The sequence below is a fragment of the Streptomyces griseoruber genome, from assembly GCF_001514205.1.
In the GTDB taxonomy this organism is placed as follows: Bacteria; Actinomycetota; Actinomycetes; order Streptomycetales; family Streptomycetaceae; genus Streptomyces; species Streptomyces griseoruber.
The window spans coordinates 474,852-489,683 of the sequence record NZ_KQ948765.1 but is presented as its reverse complement, the minus strand read 5'-3'; the positions used below and the strand labels follow the sequence as shown (position 1 = coordinate 489,683).

At 75.0% G+C, this 14,832-nt stretch carries 12 protein-coding genes; 3 read left to right on the top strand and 9 right to left on the bottom strand.

Annotated elements, in window-relative coordinates; all coding sequences use genetic code 11:
- Positions 1-5 precede the first annotated feature (5 nt).
- Positions 6-884 (top strand): hypothetical protein, encoded by an 879-nt coding sequence (locus AQJ64_RS10495; RefSeq protein ID WP_055636823.1) that lies wholly within the window; start codon positions 6-8, stop codon positions 882-884.
- Positions 885-935: 51 nt separating this feature from the next.
- Here the strand turns inward: AQJ64_RS10495 and AQJ64_RS10490 are convergent, their stop codons facing one another.
- The 6 genes from AQJ64_RS10490 to pdhA form a co-directional block, all read right to left on the bottom strand.
- Positions 936-1,799, bottom strand: a complete 864-nt coding sequence (locus AQJ64_RS10490; protein WP_055636822.1) for a 3-hydroxyacyl-CoA dehydrogenase family protein — start codon at positions 1,797-1,799, stop codon at positions 936-938.
- Positions 1,796-2,557, bottom strand: a complete 762-nt coding sequence (locus AQJ64_RS10485; protein WP_055636821.1) for an enoyl-CoA hydratase/isomerase family protein — start codon at positions 2,555-2,557, stop codon at positions 1,796-1,798. Before AQJ64_RS10485 ends, AQJ64_RS10490 begins: the two co-directional genes overlap by 4 nt.
- The gene (locus AQJ64_RS10480; RefSeq protein WP_055636820.1) at positions 2,554-3,735 is read right to left on the bottom strand and encodes a thiolase family protein; all 1,182 of its coding nucleotides are present in this window, start codon (positions 3,733-3,735) and stop codon (positions 2,554-2,556) included. The genes AQJ64_RS10485 and AQJ64_RS10480 overlap by 4 nt, the downstream gene beginning before the upstream one ends.
- A gap of 65 nt (positions 3,736-3,800) precedes the next feature.
- A complete protein-coding gene (locus tag AQJ64_RS10475; protein WP_055636819.1) occupies positions 3,801-5,090 on the bottom strand; it encodes a dihydrolipoamide acetyltransferase family protein in 1,290 nt (429 codons plus the stop codon).
- On the bottom strand, positions 5,087-6,106 hold the full coding sequence (locus AQJ64_RS10470; RefSeq protein ID WP_055636818.1) for an alpha-ketoacid dehydrogenase subunit beta: 1,020 nt from the start codon (positions 6,104-6,106) through the stop codon (positions 5,087-5,089). Before AQJ64_RS10470 ends, AQJ64_RS10475 begins: the two co-directional genes overlap by 4 nt.
- Positions 6,107-6,111: 5 nt before the next feature.
- On the bottom strand, positions 6,112-7,233 hold the full coding sequence (pdhA, locus tag AQJ64_RS10465; RefSeq protein WP_055636817.1) for a pyruvate dehydrogenase (acetyl-transferring) E1 component subunit alpha: 1,122 nt from the start codon (positions 7,231-7,233) through the stop codon (positions 6,112-6,114).
- Positions 7,234-7,383: 150 nt separating this feature from the next.
- Here pdhA and AQJ64_RS10460 point away from each other — a divergent pair, with 150 nt between their 5' ends.
- On the top strand, positions 7,384-7,854 hold the full coding sequence (locus AQJ64_RS10460) for an Lrp/AsnC family transcriptional regulator (protein WP_055636816.1): 471 nt from the start codon (positions 7,384-7,386) through the stop codon (positions 7,852-7,854).
- Between the two features lie 6 nt (positions 7,855-7,860).
- On the opposite strand, the gene AQJ64_RS10455 is transcribed toward AQJ64_RS10460, so the two are convergent.
- The 3 genes from AQJ64_RS10455 to AQJ64_RS10445 all read right to left on the bottom strand — a co-directional run bounded on the left by AQJ64_RS10455 (position 7,861) and on the right by AQJ64_RS10445 (position 11,710).
- Entirely contained in the window at positions 7,861-9,501 is a 1,641-nt protein-coding gene (locus AQJ64_RS10455) for an aldehyde dehydrogenase family protein (protein WP_079061607.1), read from the bottom strand.
- 50 nt (positions 9,502-9,551) lie between these two features.
- Positions 9,552-10,598 carry a histidinol-phosphate transaminase gene (locus tag AQJ64_RS10450; protein WP_055636815.1) on the bottom strand — a complete coding sequence of 349 codons (1,047 nt, stop codon included), beginning with the start codon at positions 10,596-10,598 and terminating at the stop codon, positions 9,552-9,554.
- A 203-nt stretch (positions 10,599-10,801) separates the two neighbouring features.
- Positions 10,802-11,710, bottom strand: coding sequence for an endonuclease/exonuclease/phosphatase family protein (locus tag AQJ64_RS10445; RefSeq protein ID WP_055636814.1), 909 nt, complete (start codon positions 11,708-11,710; stop codon positions 10,802-10,804).
- A gap of 156 nt (positions 11,711-11,866) precedes the next feature.
- On the opposite strand from AQJ64_RS10445, the gene AQJ64_RS10440 reads away from it, so the two are divergent.
- Positions 11,867-14,743, top strand: a complete 2,877-nt coding sequence (locus tag AQJ64_RS10440) for an ATP-binding protein (protein ID WP_244902645.1) — start codon at positions 11,867-11,869, stop codon at positions 14,741-14,743.
- Positions 14,744-14,832 lie beyond the last annotated feature (89 nt).

The window sequence follows — 14,832 nt, the reverse complement described above, 5'->3', positions numbered from 1 at the left end:
GCCCCGTGAGCATCCCGCCCCCGGCCGACTGGAGCCGCCTCCATCACGCCTACGGCCGGGCGACGGACGTACCCGGGCAACTGGCCGGGCTGGCGGACCCCGATCCCGCGGTCCGCCACGCCGCCGTGTCGGCTCTCACCGGCAACGTGTACCACCAGGGCACCCGTTGGCCCGCGAGCGCACACGTCGTCGCACCCCTGGTCACGCTCCTCGACACCCCCGGAACACCGGACCGGGTCACCGTCCTGCGGCTCCTGCGCGCCGTCGCCGTCGGCGACCTGCCCGACGACCGGCTCCCCTTCGACCCCGCACAGGCCTTCGCCGAGGCCGACCGGATCGGCCCCGCGGACGAACGGGCGGTGATCCGCGTCCTGTTCGAGGAGGACGACCCCGACCTCGACTCCGTCGCCGACGTGGCCGACGCGGTGGCCCTGCGCTGGGCCGCCGACGCCTACCGCGCGGCCGCACGCCATACGAGGTCCCTCCTCGGCCTTCTCCCCGACCCCGACCCCACCGTGGCGGCCCACGCGGCAGCCCTGGCGGTCTGGTACCCGCACCTGCCCGGCCTGCCGGAGGCGCTCACCGCCGTCCCCCACGACCGCACCCCCGCCAGGGCGTCCGCCAACCTCGCCCTGGCCCACCTCCCCGGCCCCCTCACCCGCGCCGAACGCGGCGCCCTGAGCGCGTGCTTGGGGTCCCCGGACGCGACGGTCCGTCTCACGGCGGCCATCGCGACGGCCCGCCGCCGGCCGACGGCACTGCCGGACGAGGCCCTGACGATCCTCGTCCACGCCGACGCCGCCGAAGTCCCCGGCAGCGTCCCGGGCTGGTCCCGCCCCCTTCGCGGACACACGGCCCGCGCCCTCCGCCACCTCGGCCTGTGACACGCGATCGGTGCCGAGGGGCTCGGCCGCCGAGCAGGGGCTCCTCCGCGGTCACCAGCGATGGAAGCCCTGGCCGCTCTTGCGGCCGAGTTCGCCGCGGGCGACCTTGTCGCGCAGCAGCCGCGGCGGTGCGAACCGTTCGCCGAGCGTGGCGTGCAGGTGCTCGGCGATGGCGAGCCGTACGTCGAGGCCCACCATGTCGGTCAGGCGCAGCGGCCCCAGCGGGTGCCGGTAGCCGAGGCGCATGGCCGTGTCGATGGCCTCCGGGTCGGCGACGCCCTCCTCGACCATGCGGATCGCCTCCAGACCGAGGGCGAGCCCGAGCCGGCTGCTGGCGAACCCGGGGGAGTCCCGCACCACGACGTCCTGTTTGCCGAGGGCGTGCGTCCAGCGGATCGCCGCGCCGAGGGCGGTCGCGCCGGTGGCGGGCGCGAGGACCAGTTCGACGAGGGCGGACACGGGCACGGGGTTGAAGAAGTGCATCCCGAGAAAACGCCCGGGGTGCTTCAGGACCGCCGCGAGCTCGGTGACCGACAGCGAGCTGGTGTTGCTGGCCAGCACACACCCGTCGGTCACCACCTGCTCGGCGGCGGCGAGCACCTCCGCCTTGAGGGCGGCGTCCTCGGGGACCGCCTCGACGACCAGATCGCAGTCGCGGGGCAGTCCCGCGATCGCGGACACCACCGTGACCCGGTCCGGCACGCCGAGATCCGGTGCGACGGCGGGCGCCCCGCGCTCGGCCGCCTTCCCGAGGCCCCGAGCGATCCGCTCCAGCGCGGCGGCCGCCGCGCCGCCGTCGCGTTCCACGACGACCACACGGGAACCGGCGGCCGCGAAGGACTGCGCGACACCGGCGCCCATCCGGCCGCCGCCGATCACCCCCACCACCGGGGGCGCAGTCGGAGCCGAGGTCATGCCCGGCCTCCCTTCTTCTCCAGGAACCGCGTCATGCGCTCCTGCTTGCCGGGACTTTCGAACAGGACGGCCTGCGCCAGGTCGTCGGCCACGGGATGTGCCCCCGAGGCGTCGGTCACGAGCTTGGTGAGCCGCAGCGCGAGCGCCGAGGAACGCGCCATCCGGTCGAGCAGCGCATGCGCCTCCTCGAGCAGCCGGTCCGCCGGTACGACGTCCAGCACCAGCCCGCAGCCGAGCGCCGCCCGCGCGTCGAGGGTGCGGCCGGCGAGCAGCACCTGCTTGGCCACCGACTCGCCGACCAGCTCACGCAGCCGCCAGCACGCCCCGGCGGCGGCGAGGATGCCGAGGCCCGGTTCGGGGTTGCCGAACACCGCGTCCGGACCGGCGATCCTGAGGTCGCAGGCGTACGCCAGCTCGGCGCCGCCGCCCAGCGCCCAGCCCGGCACGGCCGCCACGGTCGGCAGGGGCAGCCGGCGCACCCGCTCGAACAGCCGGCTGTTGATGCCCTGGAGCGCCTCGTCCCGGCCGCGCCGCCGCAGCTCCGCGATGTCGGCGCCGCCGGCGAACACCCCGCCGTGCCCGGTGAGCAGCAGCAGCCTCGGCGTGCGCTCCAACTCCTCGCACACCCGGTGCAGTTCGGCGATCATCCGGCCGCTGATGGCGTTGCGGGCGTCCGGCCGGCACAGGGTGACCACCATCCGGTCGGCCCGCTCCTCGACCACCAGCGTGTCGTACGCCGCGTCCTCCCGCCTGCTCATACGCGCTCCACGAGCATCGCCACGCCCTGGCCCACCCCGACGCACAGGGTCGCCAGGCCCCGCCGGCCGCCCTCCCGTTCCAGCCGGCCCAGCAGGGTCAGCAGGATGCGGGTGCCCGAGCAGCCCAGGGGATGGCCGAGGGCGAGGGCGCCGCCGTCGGCGTTGACCAGGTCCGGGTCCAGCTTCAGCCGCCGTACGACCGCCAGGACCTGGGCGGCGAAGGCCTCGTTCAGCTCGATCGCGTCGAGGTCGTCCGCCGTCCAGCCGGCCCGCTCCAGCGCCAGGGCGGTGGCCGGAACCGGACCGAGCCCCATGAGGTGCGGCTCCACCCCGGCGGAGGCGGCGGTGACCACCCGGGCCCGGGGCGTGAGTCCGTACCGCTGAACCGCCGCCGCGCTCGCCACCACCAGGGCGGCGGCTCCGTCGGACAGGGGCGAGGAGTTGCCCGCGGTGACGATGCCGCCCGCGCGGAAGACCGGGCGCAGTGCGCCCAGCCTCTCCAGGGTGGTCGTCGGGCGCGGCCCCTCGTCCTCGGTCACCTCCCCGTCCGCCACCGGCACCGGGACGATCTCCGCAGTGAACCGGCCCGCCGTCCGCGCGGCCACCGCGCGCCGGTGGCTGCGCAGTGCGAAGGAGTCCGCCTCCAGCCGGGTGATGCCGTCCAGGGCGGCGACCTCTTCCGCGGTCTCGCCCATCGACAGCGTGGTCGTGGCGGGGAAACGGGGGTTGGTGAACCGCCAGCCCAGCGAGGTGTCGTGGACCTCGCCCGGCCGAGCCCAGGGGGTGCCCGGCTTGGCCATGACCCAGGGCGCCCGGGTCATCGACTCGACCCCGCCCGCCACCACCAGCTCCGCCTCACCGGCCCGGACGGCCTGCGCGGCCGAGGCGACGGCCGTGAGTCCGGACGCGCACAGCCGGTTCACGGTGTACCCGGGCACGGTGTGCGGCAGCCCGGCCAGCAGGGCGGCCGTCCGGGCCACGTCCCGGTTGTCCTCACCGGCCTGGTTCGCCGCACCGAGGACCACCTCGTCCACGGCCTCGCCGGGGATCCCGGCCCGCCGCACGGCCTCGCCGACGACGAGAGCGGCCAGGTCGTCGGGGCGTACGGAGGCCAGCGCACCGCCGTAGCGGCCCTGCGGGGTACGGGCCCCGTCGATCAGATACACCTCGGCGGACATCGGCGTTCTCCTCATGGTCGCGAATGCTGGTCGGGAGGGCAGGGAAGCTCCGTGGAAGCCGGGTGTCAGACGTCGGCGAGCAGGATCGCCGGGCGTTCCACGCAGTCGGCCACGAACCGCAGGAAGCCGCCGGCGGTGCCGCCGTCGCAGACCCGGTGGTCGAAGCTGAGCGAGAGCTGGGTGACCTTGCGGACGGTCAACTCGCCGTCCACCACCCAGGGTTTGTCGACGATCCGGCCCACACCGAGGAGCGCCGCCTCGGGGTGGTTGATGATCGGCGTGGAGCCGTCGACGCCGAACACGCCGTAGTTGTTGAGGGTGAAGGTGCCCCCGGTCAGCCGGTCGGGCGGCAGGTCCCCGGTCCGGGCCAGCTCGGTCAACCGGGCCAGTTCCTGCGCCAGTCGGACCGTCGTCAGCCGGTGGGCGTCGCGGACGACGGGGACGACCAGGCCGCGGTCGGTCTGCGCGGCGAAGCCCAGGTGCACCTCGTCGTACCGCAAGATCTCCCGACGCTCGGTGTCCACCGCCGAGTTGAGTTCCGGGTGGCGGCGCAGACCGGCGACACAGATCCGGGCCAGCAGGGCCAACAGGCCCACCCGGCGGCCGGGTTCGGCGGCCTCCAGCGCCTTCTTGGCCTGGAGCAGCCCGGTCGCGTCTACGTCGACCCAGGTGGTGGCGTCGGGGATCTCGGTGCGGCTGCGGGAGAGCTTGTCGGCGACGGCTCTGCGCACGCCCCGGAGCGGGATGCGGGTGGGGCCTTCGGGGGACGGCACCGGCGTGACCGCGTTGCGGGCGACGGCCTGTTCCACGTCCCGCCGCAGGACGACCCCGGCGGGGCCGGACGGCACCAGCGCGGTGACGTCGATGCCGTGGTCCCGGGCGAGCTTGCGCACCAGAGGGGAGATGACGCGGGGGGCGTGCGGCTCGATCGGGGGTGCCGGACGGGTCACCGGCGCGCTGTTCGCCGTAGAGCCGGTACGGCGGCGGCGACGGCGTGGGGCCGGGTCGTGTCCGGTGCCGTAACCGATCAGCACGTTGCCGGATCCGGCCCGCTCCTCCTCGCGGTGGCGCTCGGCGGCGGACTCGCCCGGGGCGGGTGCCGCGGGGCCCACCGTGATCAGCGCCGCCCCCACCGCCAGGGCCGTCCCCGCCTCGGCGTGCAGACGCAGCACCGTCCCGGCGTACGGCACCGGTACCTCGACGGCGGCCTTGGCGGTCTCCACCTCGACCACGACCTGGTCGATCGTGACGGTGTCGCCGACGGACACCTTCCACTCGACGATCTCCGCCTCGGTCAGCCCCTCGCCGAGGTCGGGCAGCCTGAACAGCTGTTCGTTCAGTGTCACGGCGGTCATGCGGCCACCCCCTTGGGCAGGTGCAGGGTGTCGGGCTCGTCGGTGAACTGGAGGCGGTCGACCGCGTCCAGGATCCGGTCGACGCCGGGCAGATGCGCGTGCTCCAGCTTCGGCGGCGGGTACGGGATGTCGAAGCCGGTCACCCGCAGCACGGGCGCGGCCAGCGAGTGGAAGCAGCGCTCCTGCACGCGAGCGGCGATCTCCGCGCCGACCCCGGCGAAGCCCTGGGCCTCCTGGACGACCACACAGCGCCCGGTCCGGCGCACCGACTCCACGACGGTCCCGTCGTCGAAGGGCACCAGCGTCCGCAGGTCCACGACCTCCAGTTCGATGCCCTCCTCGGCGGCGGCCTCCGCCGCGGCCAGCGCCACCGGGACCGACGGGCCGTAGGCGACGAGGGTGGCGTCCCGGCCCGCCCGCCGGACCGCCGCCCGCCCGAACGGCGGCGCCCCGCGTGTCTCCAGAGCGGCCTCCTCGCGCGACCAGTACAGCTTCTTCGGCTCCAGGAAGACCACCGGATCGGGGTCGGCGATCGCGTCCCGCAGCAGCCAGTAGGCGTCCTCGGCGGTGGCCGGGGTGACCACCTTCAGGCCCGGTGTGTGCGCGTAGTACGCCTCGCTGGAGTCGCAGTGGTGCTCCACCCCGCCGATCCCGCCCGCGTACGGGATGCGGATCACCATCGGCAGACCGATCCGGCCCCGGGTGCGGTTGCGGGTCTTGGCGACGTGCGAGGCGATCTGCTCGAACGCCGGGTACGCGAAGGCGTCGAACTGCATCTCCACCACAGGCCGGAACCCGCCCATCGCCATGCCGACCGCCAGCCCGACGATGCCGGCCTCCGCGAGCGGGGTGTCGAAGCAGCGCTCCTCGCCGAAGTCGCGGGTCAGCCCGTCGGTGATGCGGAAGACCCCGCCGAGCGCGCCGACGTCCTCCCCGAAGACGAGGACCCGTTCGTCCTCGCCGAGCGCGTCGCGCAGGGCGGTGTTGAGCGCCTGCGCCATCGTGACCTTGGCCATGGTCGTCAGTCCTCCTGGGCCTGGGTGGCTGCGGCGAGCTCGGCCGCCAAACGGTCTCGCTGCTCGCGCAGTTGCGGGGTGGGTTCGGCGTAGACGTGGTCGAACAGCTCCAGCGGGTCGAGCACGGAGTCCGCGTTCATGCCCGCGCGCAGCGCCGCCGCCAGCTCCTCGGCCTCCTCCCGCAGGGCCGCCGTGTCGGCGTCGGTGAGCGCGCCGCGCGAGCGCAGATACGTCTCCAGCCGCTCGACCGGGTCGGCGGCCCGCCACCGCTCGACCTCCTCGTCCCGCCGGTAGCGGGTGGCGTCGTCGGCGTTGGTGTGCGCGTCCATGCGGTAGGTGTGCGCCTCGACGAGGACGGGGCCGTGTCCGGCGCGGGCGTGCGCGACGGCCGAGGCCAGCACCGCCAGCACCGCGACCGCGTCGTTGCCGTCGACCTGCTCGGAGCGCACCCCGTGGCCGATGCCCTTGTACGCCAGCGCGGGCGCCGCGGTCTGCCGGGCCAGCGGCACCGAGATCGCGTACTGGTTGTTCTGCACGAAGAACACGACCGGCGCGCGGAACACGGCGGCGAAGTTCAGCGCCTCGTGGAAGTCGCCCTCACTGGTGGCGCCGTCGCCGATCAGCGCCATCGCCACCCCGTCCGCGCCCTTGCGGCGCAGGGACTCCGCCATGCCGGTCGCGTGCAGCACCTGGGTGGCCAGCGGGGTGCACTGCGGGGCGACCCGCGTGGCGGCGGGGTCGTAGCCGCAGTGCCAGTCGCCGCGCAGCAGGGTCAGCACCTCGACCGGGTCGATGCCGCGGGTCACCAGGGCGACCGAGTCGCGGTAGGTCGGGAACAGCCAGTCGTCCGGGCGCAGCGCGAGCACCGCGCCGACCTGGCAGGCCTCCTGGCCGCGGCTGGACGGATAGACGGCGAGGCGGCCCTGCTTGGTCAGCGCGGTCGCCTGGGTGTCGAACCGGCGGCCCAGGACCATCCGCCGGTAGGCCTCGCGCAGGGTCCCGACCGGCGGCTCGGTGTAGCCGGCCGGCGGTCCGGCCACGGGGGCGCCGTCCTCGGCCACGAACCGCACCGGGGTCAGCGACGGCAGGAGTCCCTGCACCGTCTGGCGGAGGCTCTTCACGGACATGGAGGGCACTCGCTTTCTCTGGACACTTGACAGGAGAATGGTGGACATCGCGGAATATGTGTTCAATAGCTCGGCTGAACCGGCGATGAACTGCCGGATCGAAGTGCCTGGGAGGACAATGTGTCCGAGGAAACCTCGCCGTCGGCGTCGATGGCCGGACGATCTGCCGTCCCGCTCGACGACATCGACCGGCAGATCCTGAGCCGCCTCCTGGAGGACGGCCGTATCTCGGTCCGCGCGCTCGCCGAGCAGGTGCACATCTCCCGGGCCAACGCCTACACCCGGATCGGCCGGCTCGTCGCCGAGGACGTCATCACCGGCTTCACCGCGCGGCTCAACCCCCAGCGGGCCGGCCTCGGCACGAGTGCCTACGTCACGATGAGCATCGAGCAGAACGCCTGGCGGGACATCTCCCGCGAACTGCGCGCGATCCCCTTCGTCGAGCATGTCGCCCTGGTCACGGGCGACTTCGACGCCCTGGTGCTGGTGCGCGCCCCCGACAACCTGACGCTGCGCAAGGTGGTCCTGGAGAGGATCCACGCGGTGCCCGGGGTGCGCTCCACCCGCACCTGGCTGGTCTTCGACGAGGTGCGCGGGCGCGGCGCCACCTGGACCGACTGAACCCGGTCATACATCGACCAGCTCGGCGGCGACGTCGAGGCGGGCCGGCACCTGCGGCGGCGCGTGCCGGCGCGAGCGCACCACCCGGAACCGTCCGGTGATGAAGTCGGCGCCCGAGCCCGGCAGGTCGGCGAACGCCGAGGACGGGTCGGCGGGCAGGTCGTCGAGGTTCTCCACCAGATGCACCCCCGCGTCCAGCGCCGCCGTCTCGGCCGCCGCCAGCACCAGCGGATCGGTGGAGTGCACCGAGGCGTACCGCGCCCCGTGCCGCCCCACCGTGCGGCGCAGGAGGTCCAGGCCCTGCGAGGTCGACCCGGTGCCCACCAGGAAGGTGACGGGCCCCGGCCACTCGCGCGTGTAGACCCGCTCGTCCGCGGCGCTCAGCCGCACCAGGAGCGGGCCGCGCAGTTCGGCCCCCGGATGGTCCGGGTGGGCCAGGGCGCCGGAGGAGTGCAGCACCGGACCGCAGCGCGCGGCCTCCGCCAGGGCGCCCCGCACCTCCTCGCCGGTGATCGCCCCCAGCAGCCGCGCCGCCCGGGCGGGATGCCCGAGCAGCCGGTCCACGGCCTCGCCGAGGTCGGCCCCGAGGTCCCGCAGCGTCCTGTGCCCCTCGTCGGTGGCGAAGCCCCGCTCCGGGACCAGGATGTTCTGCGGGGTGGTGCGCACCGTGCCCTGGCACAGACACGCGGCCAGGGCGAGCCCCCGCACCAGCCCCCGGTAGTCGTCGGTGGAGTCCACGAGCACGGTGTTCAGCCCCGTCCGGTCGGCGAACACCACCGCCTGCCGGGCATGCCGCTCCAGCCAGTCCGCGAAGCGCCCGGAGCCGGTGAAGTCGACGATGCGCACCGCCGGGTCCGTCGCCAGCCGCCGGTGCACCCGCCGTTCCGGCTCCGCCACCGCCAGTGTCACCAGGTCCGGGGAGTGCCCGGCCTGCGCCAGCACCTGCCGGGCGACCCGCACCGTGATCGCCAGCGGCAGCACCGCGCGCGGATGCGGGGCCACGATCACCGGGTTGCCGGTCACCAGGCTCGCGAACAGGCCCGGCCAGCCGTTCCAGAGCGGGAAGTCGGGGCAGCCGACCAGCAGCGACACCCCTCGGGGCACCAGGGTGCAGGTGCCCCGCAGCGCACGCGGCCGACCGCCCCGTACGGCGCTCTCCCAGCGCAGGTCCGCCGGGACGCGCTCGGACTCGGCGAAGGCCCGGGCCACCGCTTCCAGGGCCCGGTCCTGGGCGCGCGGTCCGGCGGCGCGGAACGCGGCCGGGAGGGTCTGGCCGGTCGTGTGGTGCACCGCCAGGGCCAGTTCGTGGCTGCGCGTGTTGAGCAGGCGCAGGATCTCCACGGCGAGCCCCGCGCGCCGGCCCGGCCCCGCGGCCCGCCAGTCGGCCGCCGCACGCCCGGCCGCCGCGACCAGCTCGGCGGGCTCGCAGCGCGGATAGGAGACGGCCGGCCCGACGCCGTACGGGGAGGACTCCGTGCGCACCCGGCCGGCCTCGCCGGGCTGCCCCAGCTCGAAGGGCCGCCCCAGCAGCGAGTGGAACACCTTGCCCGCGGTGCGGGGCGACCTCATGCCCGCGTCGGCCGCGTCCTGGCCGGTCGCCTCCGTGAAGGGGCGCCGGCACTCACCGGCGGCGAGCGCGCGGACCATGCCGTGCAGCAGCTCGCGGTGGCGTTCGTAGGGACCGGGGCGCACGACCGTCAGCCTCGCCGGCTCGCCGCGAGCGCGAGCAGGGCGTCGTTCTCCTCCGGCAGGCCGATCGTCACCCGCACGCCCTCGCCGGGGAACGGGCGGACCATGACCTTCCCGTCCGCGCAGTGCCGGGCGAAGTCCCCGCTGTCCGCGCCGAGCGGCAGCCAGACGAAGTTGGCCTCGGAGTCCGGCACGTCGTGGCCGAGCTCCCGCAGCCGCCCGGCGACCCGGTCGCGTTCGGCGACCGTGAGGGCGGCCCGCCGGGCGACCTCCGCCCGCTCGCCGAGCGCCACCACGGCCGCCCGCTGGGCGAGCCCGCTGACGCTGAACGGCACCTGCGTGCGCCGCACATGCGCGGCGATCCCGGGCGGCGCGACGCAGTAGCCGACGCGCAGACCCGCCAGGCCGTACGCCTTCGAGAAGGTCCGCAGCACGGCCACGTTCGGCCGGTCGCCGAGCAGCGCGAGCCCGTCGGGCACCCGCGCCGGATCGGCGTACTCCCGGTACGCCTCGTCGACCACGATCAGCACGTCCCGCGGCACCCGGTCCGCGAACGCGGTCAGCGCCCGCGCGCCGACCGCCGTGGAGGTCGGGTTGTTCGGGTTGCACACGAACACCAGCCGGGTCCGGGCGGTGATCGCCGCCGCCATCGCGTCGAGGTCGAGGGCGTGGTCCCGCAACGGCACCGGCACCGCCGTACCGCCCGCGACGGTGGTGAGGATCGGGTACGCCTCGAACGACCGCCAGCCGAAGACCACCTCGTCACCCGGACCCACGACCGTGTGCAGCAACTGCCCGCACACCTCGGAGGACCCCGCGCCCACCGCGATCCGGTCCGGTTCCACCGCGTGGTGCGCGGCCAGCGCCTCGATCAGCGAGGAGGCGTGCAGATCCGGGTAGCGCGACACACCGCCGGCGGACTCCACGAGGGTCGCCGCCACCCCCGGCAGCAGCCCGTGGGGGGATTCGTTGCTGGCCAGCACCACGGCCCCGGGCAGCTTGCGGCCCGGGACGTAGGAGGGCAACCGGGACAGAGACGCACGGACACGCACCATGCTCGACTCGCTTCCGCAGCGGGGGGCCCGAGGCCTGGCCGTCGGGCACTTGACAGGGAAAGCGTGAAGAGCGGACGACAATCGCTCAACTGTTTGGCGAATTCGGCTACGAATCGCCGAAAAAGGGTCGGGAGATCGGCAGACCGTCTCCCGGGGAGTCCGGCGGGACCTTTGGTACGAGACGGACTGCGCGCCCCTACCCCTCATCCGCCGGGCCGTACCGCCAACACCGCCACCACCGCCCGGTGGTCCGTGCCCGGCAGGGTCCGTTCGCCGGCGGAGACCCCCGTCAGGCCGGAGCCGTGCAGCACGTGGTCGAGCTGGACCAGGGCCGGGAGCGGCGCCCTGTCGGCGGGCCAGGTGCGGGCCCAGCCGCGGCCCAGCTCGGCGTGCGTGTCGGTGAGCCCCGCCGCGAGCAGGGAGCGCATCGGCGCATGGTCGAGGGAGGCGTTGAAGTCGCCCAGGAAGACGGTGTCCGGGCCGCTGTCCCGGGCGACGGCGGTGAGCGCGGTGAAGTCCCGTGTCCAGCGGTCGGCGTCACCGAGCGGGTAGTACGTGTGGACGGCCACCAGGCGGACGGTCCGGCCGCCCACGGTCACCTCCGCGGTGGTCTGCGGCCAGGTGGTGCCGGCGTCCAGCGGGCCGGCGTGGGTCAGCGGGAGCCGTGAGTAGATCGAGGAGTCGTTCTCGGGGTGGAGTTCCTGGTGGGGCAGCAGCCGGCCCAGACCCGCCTCGGCGAACGCCGCGACCCCGGCCCGGGTCAGCTCCTGCACGGCCAGTACGTCGATCCGCTCGGCCCGCACCAGCCGCAGCACCGCCCGCGGATCCACCTTGCCCACATGCGCGTTGAGCGTGGCCACCCGCAACTCGGCCGCCCCGGCCGGGACATGCCGCTCACCGGGCAGGAAGCGCGGTACCAGCACGGCGACTTGCGCGACCGCCAGCAGCGCGACCACGGCCACCGTCCGGCGCGAGCGCAGGGCGGGCACGGCGACAACGGCCACCAGCAGCACAACGCTCAGCACGGCGCCGTACGGGAAGAGCACCACCGGAACCGCGAACACGGTTCCCGCGTCCAGTCCCGTCAGTCGCACCACGAGCAGGGCGAACATCCACCGTCCTCCACTTCCGGGGCGCCCGGGCGACGATCACCAGGGCTCCGCAGAAGGGACGACGGTGGCGGCCCGGACGGTTGCCAGACCTGGTCGGACGCCGTTTTGGGCATGATGGCCGCAAGCGGTACGACACGGACGGACGGAGATGAATCGGTGCCGGAGCGGGACGAGACGGCGACACGGCTGGTCGGCAGGACCGATGAACTCGCGCGGCTCGACGAGGTGATCGCAGGCCTCGGCCGGGACGGCGTTCCCGCCGTGGTCGACATCTCCGCGGACGCCGGCATGGGCAAGAGCCGGCTGCTGGACGAACTCGGCACGCGGGCGCGGCGACGCGGGCTGACGGTGCTGCGGGGGACGGCCACCGAGTTCGAGCGGTACACCCCCTTCCAGCCGTTCACGGATGCCTTCGCCGATGCCGATCCCGCCTTCCTGGCTTCCGGCGCCGTGCCGGAGGCGGCGGCCGCGGTGCTGTACGGGGTGCGTGATGCGGCGGTGCGGGGCGAGGGCCGTGACCGTTTCGGTCTCCACCGTGCCGTCACGCAGGTGCTGAGCGGCCTCGCGGAACAGGGCGCAGTGGTGCTGGCGCTGGACGATCTGCACTGGGCGGACCCGGCGTCCCTGGAACTCCTGGACCAGCTGATCCGGCATCCGGTGCGCGGGCGGGTGGCGCTGGCCGTCGCCCGGCGGGAGCGGCAGACCCCGCACCCGCTCGCCGCCGCGCTGGCCCGGGGCGCGGACCGGGGGGCCGTGCTGCGGGTGCCGTTGGGGCCGCTGCCCGAGCGGGAGTGGACCGAGGCGCACGCCCCCGATCTGCCGCCGCAGGACGCGAGGCGGGTCTACGCGGCCGGTGAGGGCAATCCCCTCTACCTGCGGTGCCTGCTGCACGCCCACCGGCAGGGAGAGGCCCTGCCCCCGGCCGGCGGGATCACCGCCTCCGGGGTGCCGGACGGGCTGGCGGCGCTGCTCCTGGAGGAAGTGACGGCACTGAGCGGGGAGGAGCGCCGTACGGTCGAGGCGGTGGCGGTCCTGGGGGAGCAGGCCACGCCCGCCCTGCTGCGGCTGGTGGCCGGAAACCCCACGGCGGAGGAGCTGGAGGCCCGTACCGGTGCGGCGGTACGGCGGGATCTGCTGCGCACGGGGTCCGACGGCCGCTGGATGCTGCGTCATCCGCTGCTGCGGGCGCTGGTCTACGAGAACACCCCCGCGCCGCGCCGCGCCGAGCTGCACCGCGCCGTCGCGGAGGAACTGGCCCGCACCGGTGCCCGCGCCGCCGAGCGCGCCCATCATGTCGAGCGGTCGCTGACGGGCTGGAACCCGGTGTCGGCGGCCGTACTGACCGAGGCGGCCGCCGGGTACGCCCACACCGCGCCCGCGACGGCCGCCCATCTGCTGGAGGTCGTCCTGCGGCTGATGCCGGACACCCCCGCCCACACGGCCCGGCGCGACGAGCTGACACTGGCCCGCGCCAGGGCGCTCGCGGTCGGCGGCGCTCTGCGCGAGAGCCGGGACCTGCTCCACACGCTGATCAGCCGCTGCGGCCCCGACGACGCCGTACTGCGCGGGGACGCGACGGCGCTGTGCGCCATGATGGAACGGCATCTGGGGCACTCCCCGGAGGCGACCGCCCTGCTCCAGCGGGAGTTGACCCGCGAGCCCGGCCCCGGGCCGCGTCAGGCGGTCTCCCTGGGCCTCGCACTCGGCATGGCCGCCCTGAACACCGTCAGCTACCCGGCCGTCCGCGACGACATCCACCGCACGCTCGCGGTGGCCCGCTCCCACGACGACCTGATGGGAGAACTGGGCGCGCTGGCGCTGGCCGCGCTGGGCGAGGCCTACGAGGGCGACACGGCGGCGGCGACGCGGTCGGCCGGGGCCGCCGCCGCCATCGCCGACGCACTGACCGACCCCGACCTCACCGAACTCTCCGAGGCGCTGGTCTGGCTGGCCTGGGCCGAAGCCCTCCTCGAACGCCACGCCGACGCCGAACGCCACACCGACCGAGGACTGGACATCGCCCGCCGCGCCGGGCAGGTCCACGTCCTGCCCCATCTGCTCACCGCCCGGGCCTTCCTCCACCTGACCACCTGCCGGCTGCCCACCGCCCTCGCCGCGGCCGAGGAAGCGGAATCCGTGGCCCGCGCCGTCGCCAGCGGCGACCTGCTCGCCTTCACCCTGAGCTTCAAGGCACTGATCCTCCTGCTGCGCCGCCCGCTCGGCGACACCCAGGCCCTCGCGACGGCCGAGGAGGCCGTGGCCGCCGCCGGCACCAGCCGCCACTGGTGGGCCTCCCTGGCCGGCTGCGTCCTCGGCCACATCGCCCTGGTCGGCGGCGACCCCCACCGCGCCCAGGACGCCATCCTGCGCGCCGGCGGCCCCGACCTGCACGGCCTGCAACCCTCCACCCGCCCCGGGCAGCTCGACACCCTCGTCGCGACCGCCCTCGCCACCGGCGACCCCGAACAGGCCGCGCACTGGGCCGCCCGGGCCGCGCAGGAAGCCGACCGCATCGGGCTGAACGGCCAGCGCGGGGCGGCCCTGCGGGCCCGGGCCGCGCTCGCCCAGCACCATGGCGACCCGAGCACCGCCGCCCGCCTCCTCGAGGACGCCGCCCAGGCCTACGCCCCCTCCGGCGCCATCCTGTGGGAGGCGTACTCCCTGCTGCTCGCCTCCACCCAGGCACAGGCGGCGGGCGACCACCCGCACGCCGCCACGCTGTGGGAACGGGGCCGCCGCCTCGCCGACACCGGCGGCGCCCACCTCCTGACCGACCTCGCCGCACTGGTACGCCCCCGGACCGAGGAACCCCCGCCCGCCCCCACCGAACTCGACCAACTCACCCCACGAGAAGGGCAGATCGCCGAACTCGTCGCCGAGGGGCTGAGCAACCAGGCCATCGCCACCAAGCTGTTCCTCAGCCGCCGCACCGTCGAGACCCACCTGTCGGCCATCTACCGCAAGACCTCGGTTCCGTCCCGCTCGGCCCTGGCCGGCCTGATGACCCGCGCCGCCCTGGACCGGCACCCGTAGTTCACGTTTCGGCCTCCTTGAATTACCCGTATCCGGGTGGGCGTCGGCACCGTCCGCGTCGGCGTCCGCGGCGTCGCCACCGCCGAACG

Bases quoted from the DNA above. Each gene is read 5' to 3' on its own strand.
- AQJ64_RS10490 (WP_055636822.1), bottom strand. From the start codon at position 1,799: ATGACCTCGGCTCCGACTGCGCCCCCGGTGGTGGGGGTGATCGGCGGC.
- AQJ64_RS10485 (WP_055636821.1), bottom strand. From the start codon at position 2,557: ATGAGCAGGCGGGAGGACGCGGCGTACGACACGCTGGTGGTCGAGGAG.
- AQJ64_RS10480 (WP_055636820.1), bottom strand. From the start codon at position 3,735: ATGTCCGCCGAGGTGTATCTGATCGACGGGGCCCGTACCCCGCAGGGC.
- AQJ64_RS10475 (WP_055636819.1), bottom strand. From the start codon at position 5,090: ATGACCGCCGTGACACTGAACGAACAGCTGTTCAGGCTGCCCGACCTC.
- AQJ64_RS10470 (WP_055636818.1), bottom strand. From the start codon at position 6,106: ATGGCCAAGGTCACGATGGCGCAGGCGCTCAACACCGCCCTGCGCGAC.
- pdhA (WP_055636817.1), bottom strand. From the start codon at position 7,233: ATGTCCGTGAAGAGCCTCCGCCAGACGGTGCAGGGACTCCTGCCGTCG.
- AQJ64_RS10460 (WP_055636816.1), top strand. From the start codon at position 7,384: ATGGCCGGACGATCTGCCGTCCCGCTCGACGACATCGACCGGCAGATC.
- AQJ64_RS10455 (WP_079061607.1), bottom strand. From the start codon at position 9,501: ATGGTCCGCGCGCTCGCCGCCGGTGAGTGCCGGCGCCCCTTCACGGAG.
- AQJ64_RS10450 (WP_055636815.1), bottom strand. From the start codon at position 10,598: ATGGTGCGTGTCCGTGCGTCTCTGTCCCGGTTGCCCTCCTACGTCCCG.
- AQJ64_RS10445 (WP_055636814.1), bottom strand. From the start codon at position 11,710: ATGTTCGCCCTGCTCGTGGTGCGACTGACGGGACTGGACGCGGGAACC.